This is a genomic window from Allocoprobacillus halotolerans, from assembly GCF_024399475.1.
GTDB lineage: Bacteria > Bacillota_I > Bacilli_A > Erysipelotrichales > Coprobacillaceae > Allocoprobacillus > Allocoprobacillus halotolerans.
Map to the genome: position 1 here is coordinate 1,564,566 of NZ_CP101620.1, position 15,546 is coordinate 1,580,111.

The following is a 15,546-nucleotide window of genomic DNA, read 5'->3' on the forward strand; positions in this document are numbered from 1 at the left end:
GGTGGGAAGATAGAAGTTTATTATCATAATGAACTCAAGGAAACCATAGATATATCAAAAAACCAAATATATACTTTTGAAGGTGATTATGGAACTTTTCATTTAGAAGTTAAAGATTATCAATATCGTGCCATTGATGTTGAATGTCCTAATCACGATTGTGAAGAAGAAGGTTGGATTCAAGAAGGAAGTTCAAGAAAAATTATTTGTGTGCCTAATAATATTTATGTTGTCCAAGCAGATATTGCGCCTAAATATTAATGATAAGCTCAGATTAAGAAAATGTTCACAGTCAATTCATAAGCTTAAGTTATGATATAAGTGTCTTAAGATAAGACATATAATATTGAGATATAGACGACCTCTCCCTATATGTAAAATGCGTCTATACAAGAAGAACGTCAATTTCCCGCGTTCTTCTTTTTTTACAATGGATTTTAAAATGTCACATATGATAGTGATTTATTATATAAAAAAGTTCACATAAAGTTGATATTAAATTCACAATAAATTCATATCAATAGGTTAATATATAAGTGTCTTAAGACAAGACATATAATATAAGATATAGACGACCCCTCTCCCTATATATAAAATTCGTCTATACAATAAAAAAGAACGTTTCCCCACGTTCTTTTTTATTGTAGAATAATACCACGTGTTATACGCGTGGTAAGGAAAGAGCTTAAAGCGTTGTAAGTAAAAAGCCTCCAATGGTATAATGAACTTAGCCTGGCAGCTAAGAAATAAAATAATCAAAGGAAGTGTGTCTATGAAAGACACAAATAGTTTATTACATACATCATATAGATGCAAATATCATATAGTTATAGTGCCAAAATATAGAAGATTGATTATATATAATAAATTGAGAAAGGATATCATAGAGATACTTGTAATGCTGATTAACAGATTCAAAGATGTAGAACTGATAGAGGAACATGCATGTCCTGATCATATCCATATGTTACTTGAAATACCACCAAAATATTCCATATTAGAATTTATGGGACAGTTGAAGTCAAAGTCAACACTGATGATATTTGACAGACATGCGAACTTGAAATATAAGTTCGGGAATAGACCTTTCTGGGCAGAAGGGTATTTTGTAGATTTATGCCGATAACGGTATAAGTAGATACAGTAGGAAAAAACGAAAAAATGATAAAGGAATATATACAAAATCAATTGCAGGAAGACAAGATATATGATCAGATGAGTTTAAAAGAATTTATAGGCCCGTTTACGGGTGAGCTGGTGGAAAGTGGCAAAAATAAAAAGCCCCTTAAGGGCTAGCCAGTAAAGGAGGTTGCGACTGTCAGGCTTCGATAGCTGAAGACCTCCGCAACAAAATGCCCTTCTAGGACCTGTACATACCACGTCTTTTAAGCGTGGTTATGATATAATTTGAAAATGTTTGAGAGCATTTTCAATACCATTTTGATCAATATTTGTTGTGATATAAGATACTTTATCAAATAAAATAGGGTTACTATTTCCCATAGCGACAGATTCATGCGTATATGTTAACATAGGTAAATCATTTGTTGAATCACCAATGCTGATAGTATCTTTAAGTGTATATCCAAGATGGTCAACTAAATATTGAATACCGGTTGCTTTAGAGTAGGGCAATGGGACAATTTCTAAAAAATCAACATCTCGTTGGATGATATGAAAATCGTTTTGTAAAGCTTGTTTAAATGCATCAATTTGTGTATCAGGTTGATACCAAGTTGTGAGTTTGTCAAAAGAAACAATCTCTTGATGAGAAAAGTCGCCAACATGAAAACCAAGTTTTTGGTAATGTTTTTGAATAGTTTGAATAAAAGGATGTTTTAAATGTTGAGAAAAATAGACACCATCACTTCCCTCTAACATTGCATCAAGCTGATATTTTTCAATAGCGTTGATAACTTTTTGTTTGAGTTTATCATCTAATTGAGCATGAAATAATGTTTGGTTGTGATATTGTATATAAGTGCCACAACCACATATATATCCATCAAAAGGAATGTCTGTGATAATAGAATCAATTGTAGAAATAGGACGACCAGTATTGATAAAACAAAGGTGTCCATTTTTTTGTGCTGTTTGAATGGCATGAATTGTGGAATCAGGTACAGTTCCTGTTTTTTCATCTAATAAGGTACCATCTATATCAAAAAAGATAAGTTTTGTATGCATAATTATTCTCCTTTTTTCTTTTATCATAAGCCATGAATTAAAGAGGGTCAAGAGATAATTATGATGTTGTATTGCGAAAAAATTATCTCTATGATATAATTTTTGAAACTATGAGAGGGGTAGATAGAAATGTATAAGATTTTACACAAAGAAAAATTAAATGATGTTGTAGAGTTAATGGTTGTTCATGCACCCCATGTTTCGAGAAAATGTGAACCTGGGCAGTTTATTATTTTAAGAGTTGGTGAAGATGGTGAAAGAATTCCATTAACGATTGCAGATTATGATAGAGAAAAAGAAACGATTACAATCATTTATCAAATTGTTGGGTATTCTACAAAAGTGTTGGCTTCATTAAATGAAGGTGATGAAATCACTGACTTTGTAGGACCTTTAGGTGAACCAACAAAGCTTCATGCTTCTAGGCATGTTGTTGGGGTTGCTGGTGGTGTTGGAAGTGCACTCGCTTTATCCACAGCTAAGAGCATTAGCCAATATGGGTGTTGATGTGGATGTAATTATTGGTGGTAGAGAAGCACAATATGTCTTATGGGCTGATGAGTTTAGAAAATTCTGTAAGAATGTTTATATTACAACGGATGATGGATCATTAGGTACAAAAGGTTTTGTCACTCAAGTGCTTGGAGATATGATTGATCGTGGTGAAGTGATTGATGAAGTCATTGCGATTGGACCAGTACCAATGATGAAGGCTGTTGTTGGAGTTACAAAGCCACACAATATTAAGACTTCTGTATCCTTGAATCCAATCATGATTGATGGGACAGGGATGTGTGGATGCTGTCGTGTCAGCGTAGATGGAAAAATCAAGTTTGCCTGTGTTGATGGACCCGATTTTGATGGATTGCAGGTTGACTTTGATGAATTGATGGCTCGCCAGAGAATGTTCAAGGAAGAAGAACATCAAATGGATGAAAAGGCCAATCGTATGTGTAATTTAATGGGAGGTGTCAGATAATGCCAAATATGTCATTGGAAAAGGTGAAAATGCCTGAACAGGAACCTCAAGTAAGAAATCAGAACTTCAAAGAAGTGGCTTTAGGATATACAAAAGAACAGGCAATGGAAGAAGCAACGAGATGCTTGAACTGTAAACATAGTCCATGTAAGAATGGATGTCCTGTAGGTGTGCCAATTCCTGAATTTATCAGTGAAGTGGCTAAAGGGAATTTTGAAGAAGCCTATGAAATCATTACACAGGAAAATGCTTTGCCAGCTATTTGTGGACGTGTCTGCCCACAGGAAAATCAGTGTGAAGGAAAATGTGTCAGAGGCATCAGAGGTGAATCGGTAGGAATTGGTAGACTGGAAAGATTTGTCGCTGACTATCATCGTGAACATGGTACAAAGAAAGTCAATCAGATAGAAAAAAATGGCATGAAAGTTGCTATTGTAGGAAGTGGACCAGCTGGCATGACATGTGCTGGAGAACTTGCTAAGAAAGGTTATGATGTGACAGTCTTTGAAGCATTGCATAAAACGGGTGGTGTATTATCTTATGGAATTCCTGAATTCCGTTTGCCAAAGGATTTAGTTCAAAAGGAAATTGATGGTGTTGCTGATTTAGGTGTCAAATTTGAAACGAATGTTGTCGTGGGACGTTCTGTGACAATTGATGAACTTCAAGAAGAAGGATATGCTGCAATCTTTGTTGGTAGTGGAGCTGGACTTCCACGTTTTCAGGGAATTCCAGGAGAAAACTTAAATGGTGTTTATGCAGCCAATGAGTTTTTAACTCGTGTGAATCTAATGAAAGGGTATGAATTCCCAAATCATCCAACACCAGTCAAAATCAGTGATACAGTCTGTGTCATTGGAGCAGGAAATGTAGCTATGGATGCAGCCAGAACAGCTAAACGTTTAGGAGCAAAAAATGTCTATATTGTTTATCGTCGAGGAGAACAAGAAATCCCTGCCAGAGCGGAAGAAGTGCATCACGCTAAAGAAGAAGGGATTATCTTCAAATTGTTGACAAATCCTGTCAAGATTGAAGGAAAAGATGGCTGGGTAGAGTCAATGGAATGTGTAGAAATGGAATTAGGTGAACCAGATGCCAGTGGTAGAAGAAGACCAATTGAAAAGGCAGAATCAAACTTTACGATTGAAACAGGAACAGTTATTGTATCCATTGGACAAAGTCCAAATCCATTGATCAGACAGACAACACCGGGATTAGATACACAAAAATGGGGTGGAATCATTGTTGATGAAGAAACTATGAAAACATCAAAAGACGGTGTCTATGCTGGTGGAGATGTGGTAACTGGAGCTGCCACAGTTATTTTAGCAATGGGAGCTGGAAAGAAAGCTGCTCAAGCGATTGATGAAGCATTAAAACAAAAGCAATGTAAAAACGATTAGAAAATTCTCTAATCGTTTTTTTTGAGTTTTTGACATGATTCTCTTTCTACTAAATAACAAGGGAGTTGAATACGCATGGGTAATAATTTTGTATGATCTTTAATGGCTTGGTGTAAAAGTTTTGCGCCAAAATGTCCCATGTCAAATGATGGAGCATAGAAAGTTGTTAATGGGGGATATGTATAATTGCTGGCATCAATATTATCAAAGCCAATAATAGATATATCTTGAGGAATCTGATAACCATAATCATTTAAAGCTTTCATAGCTCCTATCGCAATGGGATCACTTGCTGCAAAGATAGCTGTTGGTAAATGTTGTGATTGAATCATATGAACCATCATTGCATAACCTGATTCACTCGTGAATTCTCCTTCTAGAATATAATCTTGATAATCTAAATGATAAGCATCTGCATACTTTAGAAAAGCTTGTTTACGAATATCATCATAAGGCTTACCATCATCAAGATATTCAATACCTCCTAAATAGCCTATTTTTTGATGACCTAGTTTTTTTAAATAAGTTAAAGCTTGTTTTAAAACAAGATCAAAATCTAAAACAATCGAACATTCTTTTAAATTTTCATAATCCATATCCAATAAAATAATTGCATCATTATATTTTTTAAAGTCTCAATATGGCTTTTACTAAATTTGCCTAAACAGATAATACCATCAATACCTTTTAATGATTTTTCAATATCAACATCATCTTTAAAAATACGTTTGAGAATAATACCATTTTTTGTACAATAATCCTCTACTCCATGACGTAAAGTTAAATAGTAGGGATCATGAATTTCTTGTTGTAAAGAATACCATTGAATTAAGCACACGTGAATATGTAAATCTTTTTTCTTCTTTTTTTGATATTGAAGCATTTTTGCGGCAGCTAGGACATTTTCTCGTGTTTGTTCTGGAACACTTAAAGTCGGATCATTATTTAAAATACGTGAAACAGTCGCAATAGAAACTTGTGCCATCTGGGCAACATCTTTTAAAGTGGCCATAATTACCTCCTTGTCTTTTTACTATTATATAGGAAAATAAAAGAAAAAGCCATGTTAATTCATAGAATATAAAAATAAGTAAAATTTTAGTTAAAAATGAGTAAAATAAATATTGACTTTTTAACTAAGCGTGGTATCTTATAGATAAGGGAGGATAGAGTATGAATACAGCAATTAATGAATTGATTCAATATGGTTTGGATTGTCATCTTATTCAAGAAGATGATGTAGATTATGCAGTGAATTTACTAATGGATTTGCTACAAATGAATGATTTTCATAAAGAAGAGATCATATCCAACAGAAAAGAGTGTACACCGATATTGGAGAAAATGTTAAATTATGCAGTTGAACAAGGAATAATAGAAGATAGTATTGTAGAAAAAGACTTGTTTGATACGCGTTTAATGAATTGTTTAATGCCTAGACCGAGTGAAGTTGTGAAGACTTTCCATGAACATTATCTTCATTCACCACAGGCAGCAACGAATTATTTTTATAATCTTTCGACATATTCACACTATATACGTAAAGATCGAACAGATTTAAATATTCAATTTCAAAAATATTATAAATATGGCAATATTGATATAACGATTAATTTATCAAAACCAGAAAAAGATCCTAAGGACATCGCAAAAGCAAAACTTATCAAAACAAGTGGTTATCCAAAATGTTTATTATGTAAAGAAAATGTCGGCTTTAGTGGTGATTTTCAGCTTCCTGCCAGACAAAATCATCGTATTATTCCCATTGATTTAAATGGTGCTAAATATTACTTACAATATTCACCATATGTTTATTACAATGAACATTGTATTGTCTTTAATGAAGAACATATATCAATGGTCATCAATGAACAGACATTTCAACACTTGCTGTCATTTGTTGAACAGTTCCCTCACTATATGTTAGGTTCGAATGCTGATTTGCCTATTGTTGGTGGATCGATATTAACGCATGACCATTTTCAAGGAGGTTGTTATGAATTTCCAATAGAAAGTGCTGATGTTGTCAAAACATTTTATTTTGCTACTTATCCACATATGAAAATTGAAATATTAAAATGGCCACTTTCAACAATCAGAGTGACTTCAGCCAATAAAGATGAAATTGTACGTTTTGCCTCGCAGACATTACAGGCATGGAAACACTATTCACATCCTTCTTTAGATATTGTTTCACACACAGCTGAGACACCCCATAATACAATTACACCTATTGCGAGAATGAAAAATCAGCAATATCAAATGGATTTAGTATTAAGAAATAATCGTACCAGCGAAAAATATCCAGATGGTATTTTCCATCCCCATCAAAATCTACATCATATAAAAAAGAAAATATTGGTTTAATAGAAGTGATGGGATTAGCAGTATTACCAGCTCGATTAAAACATGAATTAGAATTATTAAAGGAATGTTTGTTAGGAAAAAAGAAATCATACAATATCCTGAATTACAGAAACATAAATTATGGTATAATGAAATTAAAGAAAATTATCAAATAGAAAAACAGACAATAGATGATGTATTAAAAACAGCATTAACTCAAAAATATGTGGAAGTCTTAGAAGATGCAGGTGTATTTAAGATGGATGAGGCTGGAATTGATGCTTTTATATCATTTGTTGAACAATTAAAGGAGGATGAAAAAAATGATTGAAGTCATTCAACACATTGATGATCAAATTGATTTGATATCGATGAAAAATGATCAATTAGAAATTGTTGTGTCTAACTATGGTTGTACAATTATTAAAGTGATGATGCGTGATCGTTATGGACAAATTGATGATGTTGTATTGGGTTATGATGATTTTACACAATATCAAACATTGGATGCATATTTAGGAGCATTGGTTGGACGTGTAGCGAATCGTATTAAAGGTGGACGATTTACATTAAATGGACAAGATTATCATTTGGCAGTTAATAATGGACCGAATCATCTTCATGGTGGTTTGAAAGGGTTTAGTTATCAAATCTTTGATTATATAATAAAGGATGATAGTATTTTAGAATTTCATTATTTATCAAAAGATGGGGAAGAAGGATATCCTGGTGATTTAGATTTAACAGTCACATATACATTAAAAGCAGATACATTGACTGTTCATTATTATGCGACTTCATCAAAAGATACATTGATTAATATCACAAATCATTCTTATTTCAATTTATCAGGACATCAAGAAAATATTAATCAGCATACTTTACAGATTCATGCCTCTCATTTTGCATGTGTAGATGGTGATGGTTTAACAACTGGTCAGATCAAAGATGTCACAAATACAGCATTTGATTTTAGACAACCAGCTTTGATTGGAGAAAGAGTCAATCAAAACGATGAACAATTATTACTAGCAAAAGGTTTTGATCATCCCTTTATTTTTGATGTTTCAAAGCAACAGGTTATCTTAACGCATCAAGTAACTGGACGCCAATTGATTGTTTCAACAACATTACCACAGGCACAAATTTATACAGCTAATTATTTAGATGGTAGATTAGGTAAAAATCAACATCGTTATGATGCCAGAGATGCGATTTGTATTGAAACACAAAATATGCCAGATGCTATTCATTTGGAAGACAATCCAACAACAATCTTAAGAAAAGGAGAAACATATGATGAAACGACATCATATCAGTTTAAAGTGATGAAATAATGAAAAAAGCAAGTTTATTGATTCAAGATATTCAAAATCATGTTTATGAAAAGACTTTTTAGATATTTATGTTGATCAACATCAAATATCTTACCAACAAACACGTTATATTCGAGCTATAGAAAAATTTATTGATTTATATGGTGATAGAGAAGTTGCTATTTATAGTACACCAGGAAGAAGTGAGGTTTGTGGTAACCATACTGATCATCAACATGGAGAAGTATTGGCGGCTGCAATTAATTTGGATATGATTGCTGTGGTAGCAAAAGAAGAAAATACAATTAAAATCTTATCTGACGACTATGATATTCAAGCTATTGATATTCATGATTTAGCGTTAAGAGAGGATGAAAAAGAAACATCTGAAGGTCTTATTCGTGGAATTCTTGCTCGATTTGAACAACTTGGTTATCATATGGGTGGTTTTGTAGGTTATATGACGAGTGATGTTTTACAAGGTTCTGGTTTATCATCTTCTGCAGCTTTTGAAGTTATGATTGGAACAATTTTGTCTGGTATGTATAATAACATGACTCTTGATCCTGTAGAGATTGCAAAAATAGGACAATACAGTGAAAATGTATATTTTGGAAAACCATGTGGATTAATGGATCAATGTGCATGTTCTGTAGGAAGTTTAATTCATATTGATTTTCAAGATAATGAGAATCCAATAGTAGAAAAGATTTCTGTTGATTTTCCTCGTTTTCATCATAGTTTGTGCATTGTGGATGTTCATGCTTCACATGCTGACTTAACTGAAGACTATGCCTCTATTCCTCAAGAATTAAAAGAAGTCAACCATTTTTTCCATCAGGAATATTTAAGGGATGTTGATGAAAAAGATTTTTATGCAAAATTGAATGAATTAAGAGAAAAAGTTTCTGATCGTGCACTTTTACGAGCTATTCATGTATTCAATGAAAATAAACGTGTACAAGGGGCTGTTCAAGCATTGAAAGATGGAGATTTTGAAACATTTAAAGCAATGGTTAAAGCCTCAGGAGAAAGTTCTTTCCAATATCTTCAAAATATATATTCAAATCATTATGTTGATCAACAAGCTGTTTCATTAGCTTTAGCTTTATCACAAGATATATTGGATCATCATGGTGTCTGTCGTGTTCATGGTGGTGGTTTTGCAGGTACTATTCAGGCATTTGTAGAAGATGATTATGTTGATATTTATCAACAGGAAATTGAAAAATACTTTGGTCAGGGAAGCTGTCATATTTTGAAAGTTAGAAAATATGGTGGTATGAAAGTGATCGATTAAGCTGATGGAAAATCAGCTTTTTTTGTACTCATTTTCTTCACATAAATATGGTAAAATAGTAAGACGAGGAGGGATGTTTATGTATTGTCATCAGTGTGGAAAAGAAGTGGGAGAAGATATGAAATACTGTCCCTATTGTGGAACTGTGATGCAAAATGGTCAAGTTTATGATCAAAGGGAATACGATGCACCAAGCTTGTTATTTGCTTTTGTTTCTTTTTTATACCTATTGCAGGAATTGTCTTGTATGTCATTTGGCGTAAGGAATTCCCAAAAAAGCTGCTTCATGTTTAAAAGGATTGGTTGCTGGCATTATTGTAGAAATTATTCTTTATATTGTATTTTTAAGTATTATTTCTCAAAGTGTTAATACTTTTGAAGATATTTATTATGAAGGTATTGTGTTGATACAAAGTATTATGATGAGATAATTGTTTTTTTATCATGATAAAAAAGCTATCTCTTTTAAAAAATTAGTGTATAATTTCATTGGAGGCGAAATTCATGTATAAATTATTAGAACCCTATGCAAAGTTAGTTGGATTTTTAGGAGAGGCTTTAGGTGATAATGTTGAAGTAGCACTTCATGATCTCACTTCCAAAGAGCAGGAAATCGTTGCCATTGCAAATAGTCATATTTCAGGGAGAGAAATTGGTGCGAAGTTATCTAACTTATCCATTCATTATCTCAAAACAAAGCAATATAAAGATCACGATTATGTCATGAATTATAAGACAACAGGAAGTGATGGGAAATTGCTGCGTTCAGCAACCTACTTTATTAAAGAAGATGGACATGAACTTCCAATTGGGATGCTTTGTATCAATGTCAATATTTCTGATTATGAATATATTGAAACGACTTTAAAGAGAATTTTAGGGATTAAAGAACGTAAAGATGTAGAATTTAAATTGGATAATCCTATTGAAATTTTATCATCACCATTGGATGAAATGATTGATAAATATATTAAAGAATGCCTAGAACAAATGGGATTCCCAAGTTATTTTCTCGTTGAAAGATTGAATGTTGAAGAAAAAATAAAAGTGGTGAAATACTTACAAGAAAAAGGAACGTTTAAAGTCAAGGGGGCAATTGTGCTTGTGGCTGAAAAACTCGCTGTAAGTGAACCCACAATTTATCGTTATTTAAAGAAAATGTAAGGAAAGGGGATAGACATGAAAGATATCGTTTTTGTCAGTGGGCATAAAAATCCGGATAGTGATTCTATTTGTAGTGCGATTGCTTATGCTGATTATTTATTTAGAATTGGACGTTATAACGCTGTTCCAGTTAGATTAGGTGATATTAATAAAGAAACGGAATATATTTTAAAAAGATTTCATACTGAAATTCCTGTTTTATTAAAAACAGTTAAACAAACAGTAGAGGATTTAGAATATGACAAAGTGACTGTTTTTTCTAAAGAATTGACTTTAAAAACAGCGTGGTCACTAATGAAACAACAAAACTTAAAGAGTGCACCTGTTTTAGATGATCATAGTCAATTATTAGGCTTATTATCAACGTCTAATATTATTGAAGGATATATGGATCAATGGGATAGTCAAATTCTAAAAGAAGCGAATACACCAATTGAAAACGTGATTGATACTTTAGATGCAAGTATTTTGTATTTGGATAAACAATTAAAAACAATTAAAGGTGAAATTCATATTGCAGCCATGACTGGTGAAGAAGCCAGCAAACGTGTACATGAAAATGATGTAGTGATTGTTGGTGGAGATCGAGATGAAGCGATTGAACAATTAATGAATGCTCATATTTCATTAGTCATTTTAACAGGTTCATTAACGATTTCTAAAGAATTATTAAATCATTGTATAGAAGCTCATATCAGTGTGATTTCTACACCATTTAATACTTTTATGGCTTCACAACAGATTATTCAGGCTGTACCAGTTGAATATGTTATGCAAAAAGGTGGTTTAACAACGTTCTCAACTGATGATACTGTTGATTATGTTAAAGAGGTTATGAGCGAAACACGTTACCGTAGTTATCCTGTGATTGATTTTATGGGACGTGTCGTGGGATCAATTTCACGTTATCAGGTCTTAAATGGAATGAAGAAAAAGTTATTCAGGTAGACCATAATGAAAGAAGTCAAGCGATTGATGGTATTGAAGAAGCTGAAATCTTAGAAATTGTAGACCATCATAGAGTAGCTGATATTCAAACGATTGGACCAGTGTTATTTAGAGCGGAACCAGTAGGATGTACGGCTACCATTGTTGCGAAATGTTATAAAGAATCTGGTATTGAAATTCCTAAAGATATGGCGGGGTTAATGTTAGGGGCTATTATTAGTGATACACTATTATTTAAATCTCCTACATGTACACCAACAGATACAAAAATCGCAAGAGAGTTGGCAGAAATTGCTGAGGTTGATATTAAAGAATTTGGTATGAGCATGTTTAAAGCTGGAACTTCTCTTGTTGGAAAAACAGTGGAAGAAATCTTCAATCAAGATTATAAGAAATTCGCATTTGGTGATTTATCTGCTGGTGTGGCTCAAGTCAATACAATGGATATTGAAGGGTTTGCCCCATATAAGAAAGATATGTTGGCTTATATGGAAAAAGTGGCTAAAGATAACCATATGGAATTTGCAATGTTGTTGTTGACAGATGTTATTAATGCGACAAGTGAAGTGTTAGTTGCAGGACCACGTAAAGATTATGTGGAAACAGCTTTCCATGTTGAACTTGTTGATCAACAAGCAAGTTTACCAGGTGTTATTTCAAGAAAGAAACAAGTTGTACCAGTGATTACAGAAGTTTTAACACAATAAAAATGCAGGAAACCCTGCATTTTTTAAATGATTTGATATTTTTTTAAAGCATTGTAAATACCATCATGATCAATATCATCAGTCACATCATCACTATGGCTTTTGACTTCATCATTGGCATTGCCCATCGCAATACCAATATGTACACATTCTAGCATATCTATATCATTATGCCCATCTCCAAAAGCCATTGTTTCTTCAATCTTGATATGGTATTGTTTTAAGATTTCTAAAATACCATTTTGTTTGCCACCCTCACGTGGAATAATGTCAATGGCTAAATCATGCCAACGGGTATGTTGACAATGGGGCATTTGTTTTAAGATAGCCTTTTCCTGTGCTACAGTGACATCATAGGGAATCACTTGATAGATAGGATGTGTTAAACCACGTTTTAAATCACCAAGATCAGGTAATGGTGTAGAAATGGCGTTTTGGACTTTTTCGACAGCTTGATTGTGATAATTGATATACATTTTCTCGTCTTCAACAAAAATACAAGGAAATGGCTTTTCTTCAATAAGATTCAAAACTTGCTGAATATCTTGTTGATGGATTGGTAAAGCATAAATCACACCATCTCTGTTATAACAATATTGTCCATTTAATGTAATATAACCTTCAAATTCTAAATTTTCTAAAGGTAAATCTTTGATTTCAGAAATATGTCTACCCGTTGCAATAAAAGTATAAATTCCTTTTTCTTTCAGTATTTTTAATGCTAACTTAGTAGATTCCGGAACACTTTGACTATGATGGGATAATAAGGTTCCATCAATATCAAAAAAATAGCTTTAATCATTTGTAACACCTCGCATTTATAGTATAATATTATAGCATAGTGCAGGTGATAAAGATATGAAATTATTAGCTCATCGTGGATATAGTGCGCATTATCCCGAAAATACAATGGAAGCTTTTATTCAAGCCTATCGAAGAGGTTTTGATGGGGTGGAAACCGATGTTCATATGACTAAAGATGGTAAACTTGTTTTGATTCATGATGAAACCATTGATCGTACCAGTAATGGAAGTGGTTTTATTCAAGATTATACTTATAAACAATTACAGGATTATTCATTTTCTTATGGTTATCCAGGTTATTATCCGTTGCCATTATTGGAAGATTTATTGGTATTGATTCAAGGAAAACCATTTGTTGTGAATATTGAATTAAAGACTGATGTCATTGCTTATCCAGGCATTGAAGAAAAGGTTTATCAGTTAGTTCATGAATTGGGCGTAGAGAAACAGATTTATTATTCTTCGTTTTCTTTAACTTCTGTTTTAAAAATGCAAAAACTTGATCCAAAAGCTTATGTTGGATATTTAATGGAAGAACATTATGAACAAAAATATCAAGAATTATTAAAACATCATATTCGTGCTTTTCATCCCCGTTATGATTTTTTAGATAAACAAACTATCACAACATTAAAAAGACATGGGATTCAAATTGCTTCATGGACAATTCCCGATTTCACTGAATATCAAAGATTAAAAGACTTAGGAGTGGATATACTAATATCAAATGAATATTTGAGGTGAAAGCGTAATGAAAACAACTGGAATGGTTAGAAGAATTGATGATTTAGGAAGAATTGTGATTCCTAAAGAAATTAGAAAACAACTGATGTTGAAAGAAGGCGAAAGTGTTGCTTTTGCAGTAGAACACAATCATATTATTTTGACAAAGTTTTCGATGTTATATAAATTAAGTCCAACAATTCAAATCTTATTGGAAAGATTGTATAGCAAGTATCATAATACATTTTTATTATGTGATAAAAAATGTATCGTTGTTTGTTCATCAGATGGTTTGGCTAAATATCAAAGACGTGATTTAACAAAGGATTTTTTGTTGCAGTTAAAGAAAAATGAACAACAAATAGAAGTCGCTATGGATTTTTTGGTAAAGAGGAAAAAGTGACGATTTTTCCATTGCTTTATGAACAACAAATACAAGGGGCTTTATTGATGTTAAGTCATCAGACACCTTATTACTTAATGGATCAGGCATTGCTTGATTTTGTGAAAGATATTATTGAGGAGGAAATAGAATCGTGCGTTTAGATAAATTTTTAAAAGTATCAAGAATTATTAAAAGAAGAACCTTATCTAAGGAAATGAGTGAAGCATCACGTGTGAAAGTGAATGGCAAGATTGCAAAGCCATCAACCAAGCTCAAGATTGGTGATATCATTGAAGTAGAATTTGGGCGTAGTCTTTTGACTGTCCAAGTGAAAGAATTAAAAGATCATGTCTTAAAGGATGATAGTCATATGTTATATGATATTATTGAAGAAAAGAGGAAAGAAGAGGTTACGATTTTGTAGCCTTTTTTTCTTCTAAAAACAGATACTAAATTGAGAAAAACTGCATAAATACAATATTTATCAACAAAATAACAAAAAGAAAACAAGAAAAATTACAACAAATGAAAGAGCCTTGTGTAACGACTTATAAAGAGAACTGGGTTTACACTACGCATATCTTCGCTGTCAATCGTTGTACATTTCGTTGTAAATCACGCTATCATACTTCTCATTTCTTTATTTGCCCAACTCCTGAGGCATGAGCGTATAAGTTGAGTGTGATTGTTATGTTAGAATGTCCCATAATATACTGTAAATTCTTTGGGTTGTCTTTGAGTTCTGCCTGTTCAATCATATGTTTCAGTATCGTTGTATGATTTTCTTCGTCCAATGCCTGTACCATTTTTATCGTTGGTGCAACCTATCTTTGTAGCCAATACAATGCCTTTTGTAAAGTGTAAGGCTCTGGCTTTGTGGTTAAGCGTATCGGTTCTCTGTTTTCTCCTACAAATCAAGCCCAATCATCATTCGTTTTCCATTGACTTTTCGGTTTATCGTCCTCTCTGTCAACAAAGCGGACATAATGATTGATGATAGAAAAAGAGGTGCGTTCAGCGTCACGATAGGTCAGTAAATCTACAACTGTATAATAGGCTCGTTCATTCTTCAATTCCTCCAATCAAAAAAGGCAACTACCATATTTGATAATTGCCTATACTTACATTTCTGCAAAAGAAAAAGACAATCAATCTCTTATTTGAAATCAACTGTCTTTCCTATGTCTTATTCAATTTTATGTGTTAAATGAGTGCCTTTTAGTTAATACCCTGTTAAAAGCGGTTTTGCCTTGTAAATACAGCATTTCGCTTTTTATCTTTCAA

The 15,546-nt window shown here is 32.7% G+C and carries 18 protein-coding genes and 4 pseudogenes; 17 read left to right on the top strand and 5 right to left on the bottom strand.

Annotation, left to right across the window (positions count from 1 at the left end):
• Positions 1-3 precede the first annotated feature (3 nt).
• Both NMU03_RS09230 and tnpA read left to right on the top strand, forming a co-directional pair.
• A pseudogene (locus NMU03_RS09230) lies at positions 4-261 on the top strand (NusG domain II-containing protein); the annotation flags it as partial.
• Between the two features lie 511 nt (positions 262-772).
• Positions 773-1,296 (top strand): annotated as a pseudogene (gene tnpA, locus NMU03_RS09235) (IS200/IS605 family transposase).
• A 99-nt stretch (positions 1,297-1,395) separates the two neighbouring features.
• Here the strand turns inward: tnpA and NMU03_RS09240 are convergent.
• Positions 1,396-2,187, bottom strand: a complete 792-nt coding sequence (locus NMU03_RS09240; RefSeq protein ID WP_290137828.1) for an HAD family hydrolase — start codon at positions 2,185-2,187, stop codon at positions 1,396-1,398.
• Between the two features lie 129 nt (positions 2,188-2,316).
• On the opposite strand from NMU03_RS09240, the pseudogene NMU03_RS09245 reads away from it, so the two are divergent.
• Positions 2,317-3,166, top strand: a pseudogene (locus tag NMU03_RS09245) (sulfide/dihydroorotate dehydrogenase-like FAD/NAD-binding protein).
• On the top strand, positions 3,166-4,569 hold the full coding sequence (gene gltA / locus NMU03_RS09250; RefSeq protein ID WP_290137829.1) for an NADPH-dependent glutamate synthase: 1,404 nt from the start codon (positions 3,166-3,168) through the stop codon (positions 4,567-4,569). Before NMU03_RS09245 ends, gltA begins: the two are co-directional and overlap by 1 nt.
• Before the next feature lie 8 nt (positions 4,570-4,577).
• Here gltA and NMU03_RS09255 read toward each other — a convergent pair whose 3' ends face one another.
• The gene (locus NMU03_RS09255; RefSeq protein WP_290137831.1) at positions 4,578-5,165 is read right to left on the bottom strand and encodes a substrate-binding domain-containing protein; all 588 of its coding nucleotides are present in this window, start codon (positions 5,163-5,165) and stop codon (positions 4,578-4,580) included.
• Positions 5,147-5,581: a LacI family DNA-binding transcriptional regulator gene (locus NMU03_RS09260; RefSeq protein ID WP_290137833.1), complete on the bottom strand. Its 435-nt coding sequence runs from the start codon at positions 5,579-5,581 to the stop codon at positions 5,147-5,149. The genes NMU03_RS09255 and NMU03_RS09260 overlap by 19 nt, the downstream gene beginning before the upstream one ends.
• Before the next feature lie 161 nt (positions 5,582-5,742).
• On the opposite strand from NMU03_RS09260, the gene NMU03_RS09265 reads away from it, so the two are divergent.
• From NMU03_RS09265 to NMU03_RS09300, 9 genes and pseudogenes are all read left to right on the top strand, one after another.
• A complete protein-coding gene (locus NMU03_RS09265) occupies positions 5,743-6,936 on the top strand; it encodes a UDP-glucose--hexose-1-phosphate uridylyltransferase (protein ID WP_290137835.1) in 1,194 nt (397 codons plus the stop codon).
• A gap of 64 nt (positions 6,937-7,000) precedes the next feature.
• Positions 7,001-7,246, top strand: a complete 246-nt coding sequence (locus NMU03_RS09270; protein ID WP_290137837.1) for a hypothetical protein — start codon at positions 7,001-7,003, stop codon at positions 7,244-7,246.
• Positions 7,239-8,252 (top strand): aldose epimerase family protein, encoded by a 1,014-nt coding sequence (locus NMU03_RS09275; RefSeq protein WP_290137839.1) that lies wholly within the window; start codon positions 7,239-7,241, stop codon positions 8,250-8,252. Before NMU03_RS09270 ends, NMU03_RS09275 begins: the two co-directional genes overlap by 8 nt.
• Before the next feature lie 160 nt (positions 8,253-8,412).
• Positions 8,413-9,531, top strand: coding sequence for a galactokinase (locus NMU03_RS09280; protein WP_290142310.1), 1,119 nt, complete (start codon positions 8,413-8,415; stop codon positions 9,529-9,531).
• A 79-nt stretch (positions 9,532-9,610) separates the two neighbouring features.
• A pseudogene (locus NMU03_RS17650) lies at positions 9,611-9,673 on the top strand (zinc-ribbon domain-containing protein); the annotation flags it as partial.
• A 157-nt stretch (positions 9,674-9,830) separates the two neighbouring features.
• Positions 9,831-9,962, top strand: a complete 132-nt coding sequence (locus NMU03_RS09285) for a hypothetical protein (protein ID WP_290137841.1) — start codon at positions 9,831-9,833, stop codon at positions 9,960-9,962.
• 73 nt (positions 9,963-10,035) lie between these two features.
• Positions 10,036-10,695, top strand: a complete 660-nt coding sequence (locus NMU03_RS09290; protein WP_290137842.1) for a helix-turn-helix transcriptional regulator — start codon at positions 10,036-10,038, stop codon at positions 10,693-10,695.
• 15 nt (positions 10,696-10,710) lie between these two features.
• Entirely contained in the window at positions 10,711-11,643 is a 933-nt protein-coding gene (locus NMU03_RS09295; RefSeq protein WP_290137844.1) for a DRTGG domain-containing protein, read from the top strand.
• A 23-nt stretch (positions 11,644-11,666) separates the two neighbouring features.
• Complete coding sequence (locus tag NMU03_RS09300; protein WP_290142311.1) at positions 11,667-12,350, top strand: manganese-dependent inorganic pyrophosphatase; 684 nt, start codon at positions 11,667-11,669, stop codon at positions 12,348-12,350.
• A 23-nt stretch (positions 12,351-12,373) separates the two neighbouring features.
• Here the strand turns inward: NMU03_RS09300 and NMU03_RS09305 are convergent, their stop codons facing one another.
• Complete coding sequence (locus NMU03_RS09305; protein ID WP_290142312.1) at positions 12,374-13,129, bottom strand: Cof-type HAD-IIB family hydrolase; 756 nt, start codon at positions 13,127-13,129, stop codon at positions 12,374-12,376.
• Between the two features lie 79 nt (positions 13,130-13,208).
• Here NMU03_RS09305 and NMU03_RS09310 point away from each other — a divergent pair, with 79 nt between their 5' ends.
• From NMU03_RS09310 to NMU03_RS09325, 4 genes are read left to right on the top strand one after another with little or no spacing between them, the layout of a single operon-like run.
• The gene (locus NMU03_RS09310) at positions 13,209-13,898 is read left to right on the top strand and encodes a glycerophosphodiester phosphodiesterase family protein (protein WP_290137845.1); all 690 of its coding nucleotides are present in this window, start codon (positions 13,209-13,211) and stop codon (positions 13,896-13,898) included.
• 7 nt (positions 13,899-13,905) lie between these two features.
• Positions 13,906-14,280, top strand: coding sequence for an AbrB/MazE/SpoVT family DNA-binding domain-containing protein (locus tag NMU03_RS09315; protein ID WP_290137846.1), 375 nt, complete (start codon positions 13,906-13,908; stop codon positions 14,278-14,280).
• A complete protein-coding gene (locus NMU03_RS09320) occupies positions 14,277-14,423 on the top strand; it encodes a hypothetical protein (protein ID WP_290137848.1) in 147 nt (48 codons plus the stop codon). Before NMU03_RS09315 ends, NMU03_RS09320 begins: the two co-directional genes overlap by 4 nt.
• Positions 14,414-14,686 carry an RNA-binding S4 domain-containing protein gene (locus tag NMU03_RS09325; RefSeq protein WP_290137849.1) on the top strand — a complete coding sequence of 91 codons (273 nt, stop codon included), beginning with the start codon at positions 14,414-14,416 and terminating at the stop codon, positions 14,684-14,686. The genes NMU03_RS09320 and NMU03_RS09325 overlap by 10 nt, the downstream gene beginning before the upstream one ends.
• A gap of 490 nt (positions 14,687-15,176) precedes the next feature.
• On the opposite strand, the gene NMU03_RS18235 is transcribed toward NMU03_RS09325, so the two are convergent.
• Complete coding sequence (locus NMU03_RS18235) at positions 15,177-15,335, bottom strand: replication initiation factor domain-containing protein (RefSeq protein WP_494337156.1); 159 nt, start codon at positions 15,333-15,335, stop codon at positions 15,177-15,179.
• Between the last annotated feature and the right edge of the window lie 211 nt (positions 15,336-15,546).

What these genes read in the sequence shown, in the direction of transcription:
- NMU03_RS09240 (WP_290137828.1), bottom strand. Translation starts at nt 2,187, where the DNA reads ATGCATACAAAACTTATCTTTTTTGATATAGATGGTACCTTATTAGAT.
- gltA (WP_290137829.1), top strand. Translation starts at nt 3,166, where the DNA reads ATGCCAAATATGTCATTGGAAAAGGTGAAAATGCCTGAACAGGAACCT.
- NMU03_RS09255 (WP_290137831.1), bottom strand. Translation starts at nt 5,165, where the DNA reads ATGGATTATGAAAATTTAAAAGAATGTTCGATTGTTTTAGATTTTGAT.
- NMU03_RS09260 (WP_290137833.1), bottom strand. Translation starts at nt 5,581, where the DNA reads ATGGCCACTTTAAAAGATGTTGCCCAGATGGCACAAGTTTCTATTGCG.
- NMU03_RS09265 (WP_290137835.1), top strand. Translation starts at nt 5,743, where the DNA reads ATGAATACAGCAATTAATGAATTGATTCAATATGGTTTGGATTGTCAT.
- NMU03_RS09270 (WP_290137837.1), top strand. Translation starts at nt 7,001, where the DNA reads ATGTTTGTTAGGAAAAAAGAAATCATACAATATCCTGAATTACAGAAA.
- NMU03_RS09275 (WP_290137839.1), top strand. Translation starts at nt 7,239, where the DNA reads ATGATTGAAGTCATTCAACACATTGATGATCAAATTGATTTGATATCG.
- NMU03_RS09290 (WP_290137842.1), top strand. Translation starts at nt 10,036, where the DNA reads ATGTATAAATTATTAGAACCCTATGCAAAGTTAGTTGGATTTTTAGGA.
- NMU03_RS09295 (WP_290137844.1), top strand. Translation starts at nt 10,711, where the DNA reads ATGAAAGATATCGTTTTTGTCAGTGGGCATAAAAATCCGGATAGTGAT.
- NMU03_RS09310 (WP_290137845.1), top strand. Translation starts at nt 13,209, where the DNA reads ATGAAATTATTAGCTCATCGTGGATATAGTGCGCATTATCCCGAAAAT.
- NMU03_RS09315 (WP_290137846.1), top strand. Translation starts at nt 13,906, where the DNA reads ATGAAAACAACTGGAATGGTTAGAAGAATTGATGATTTAGGAAGAATT.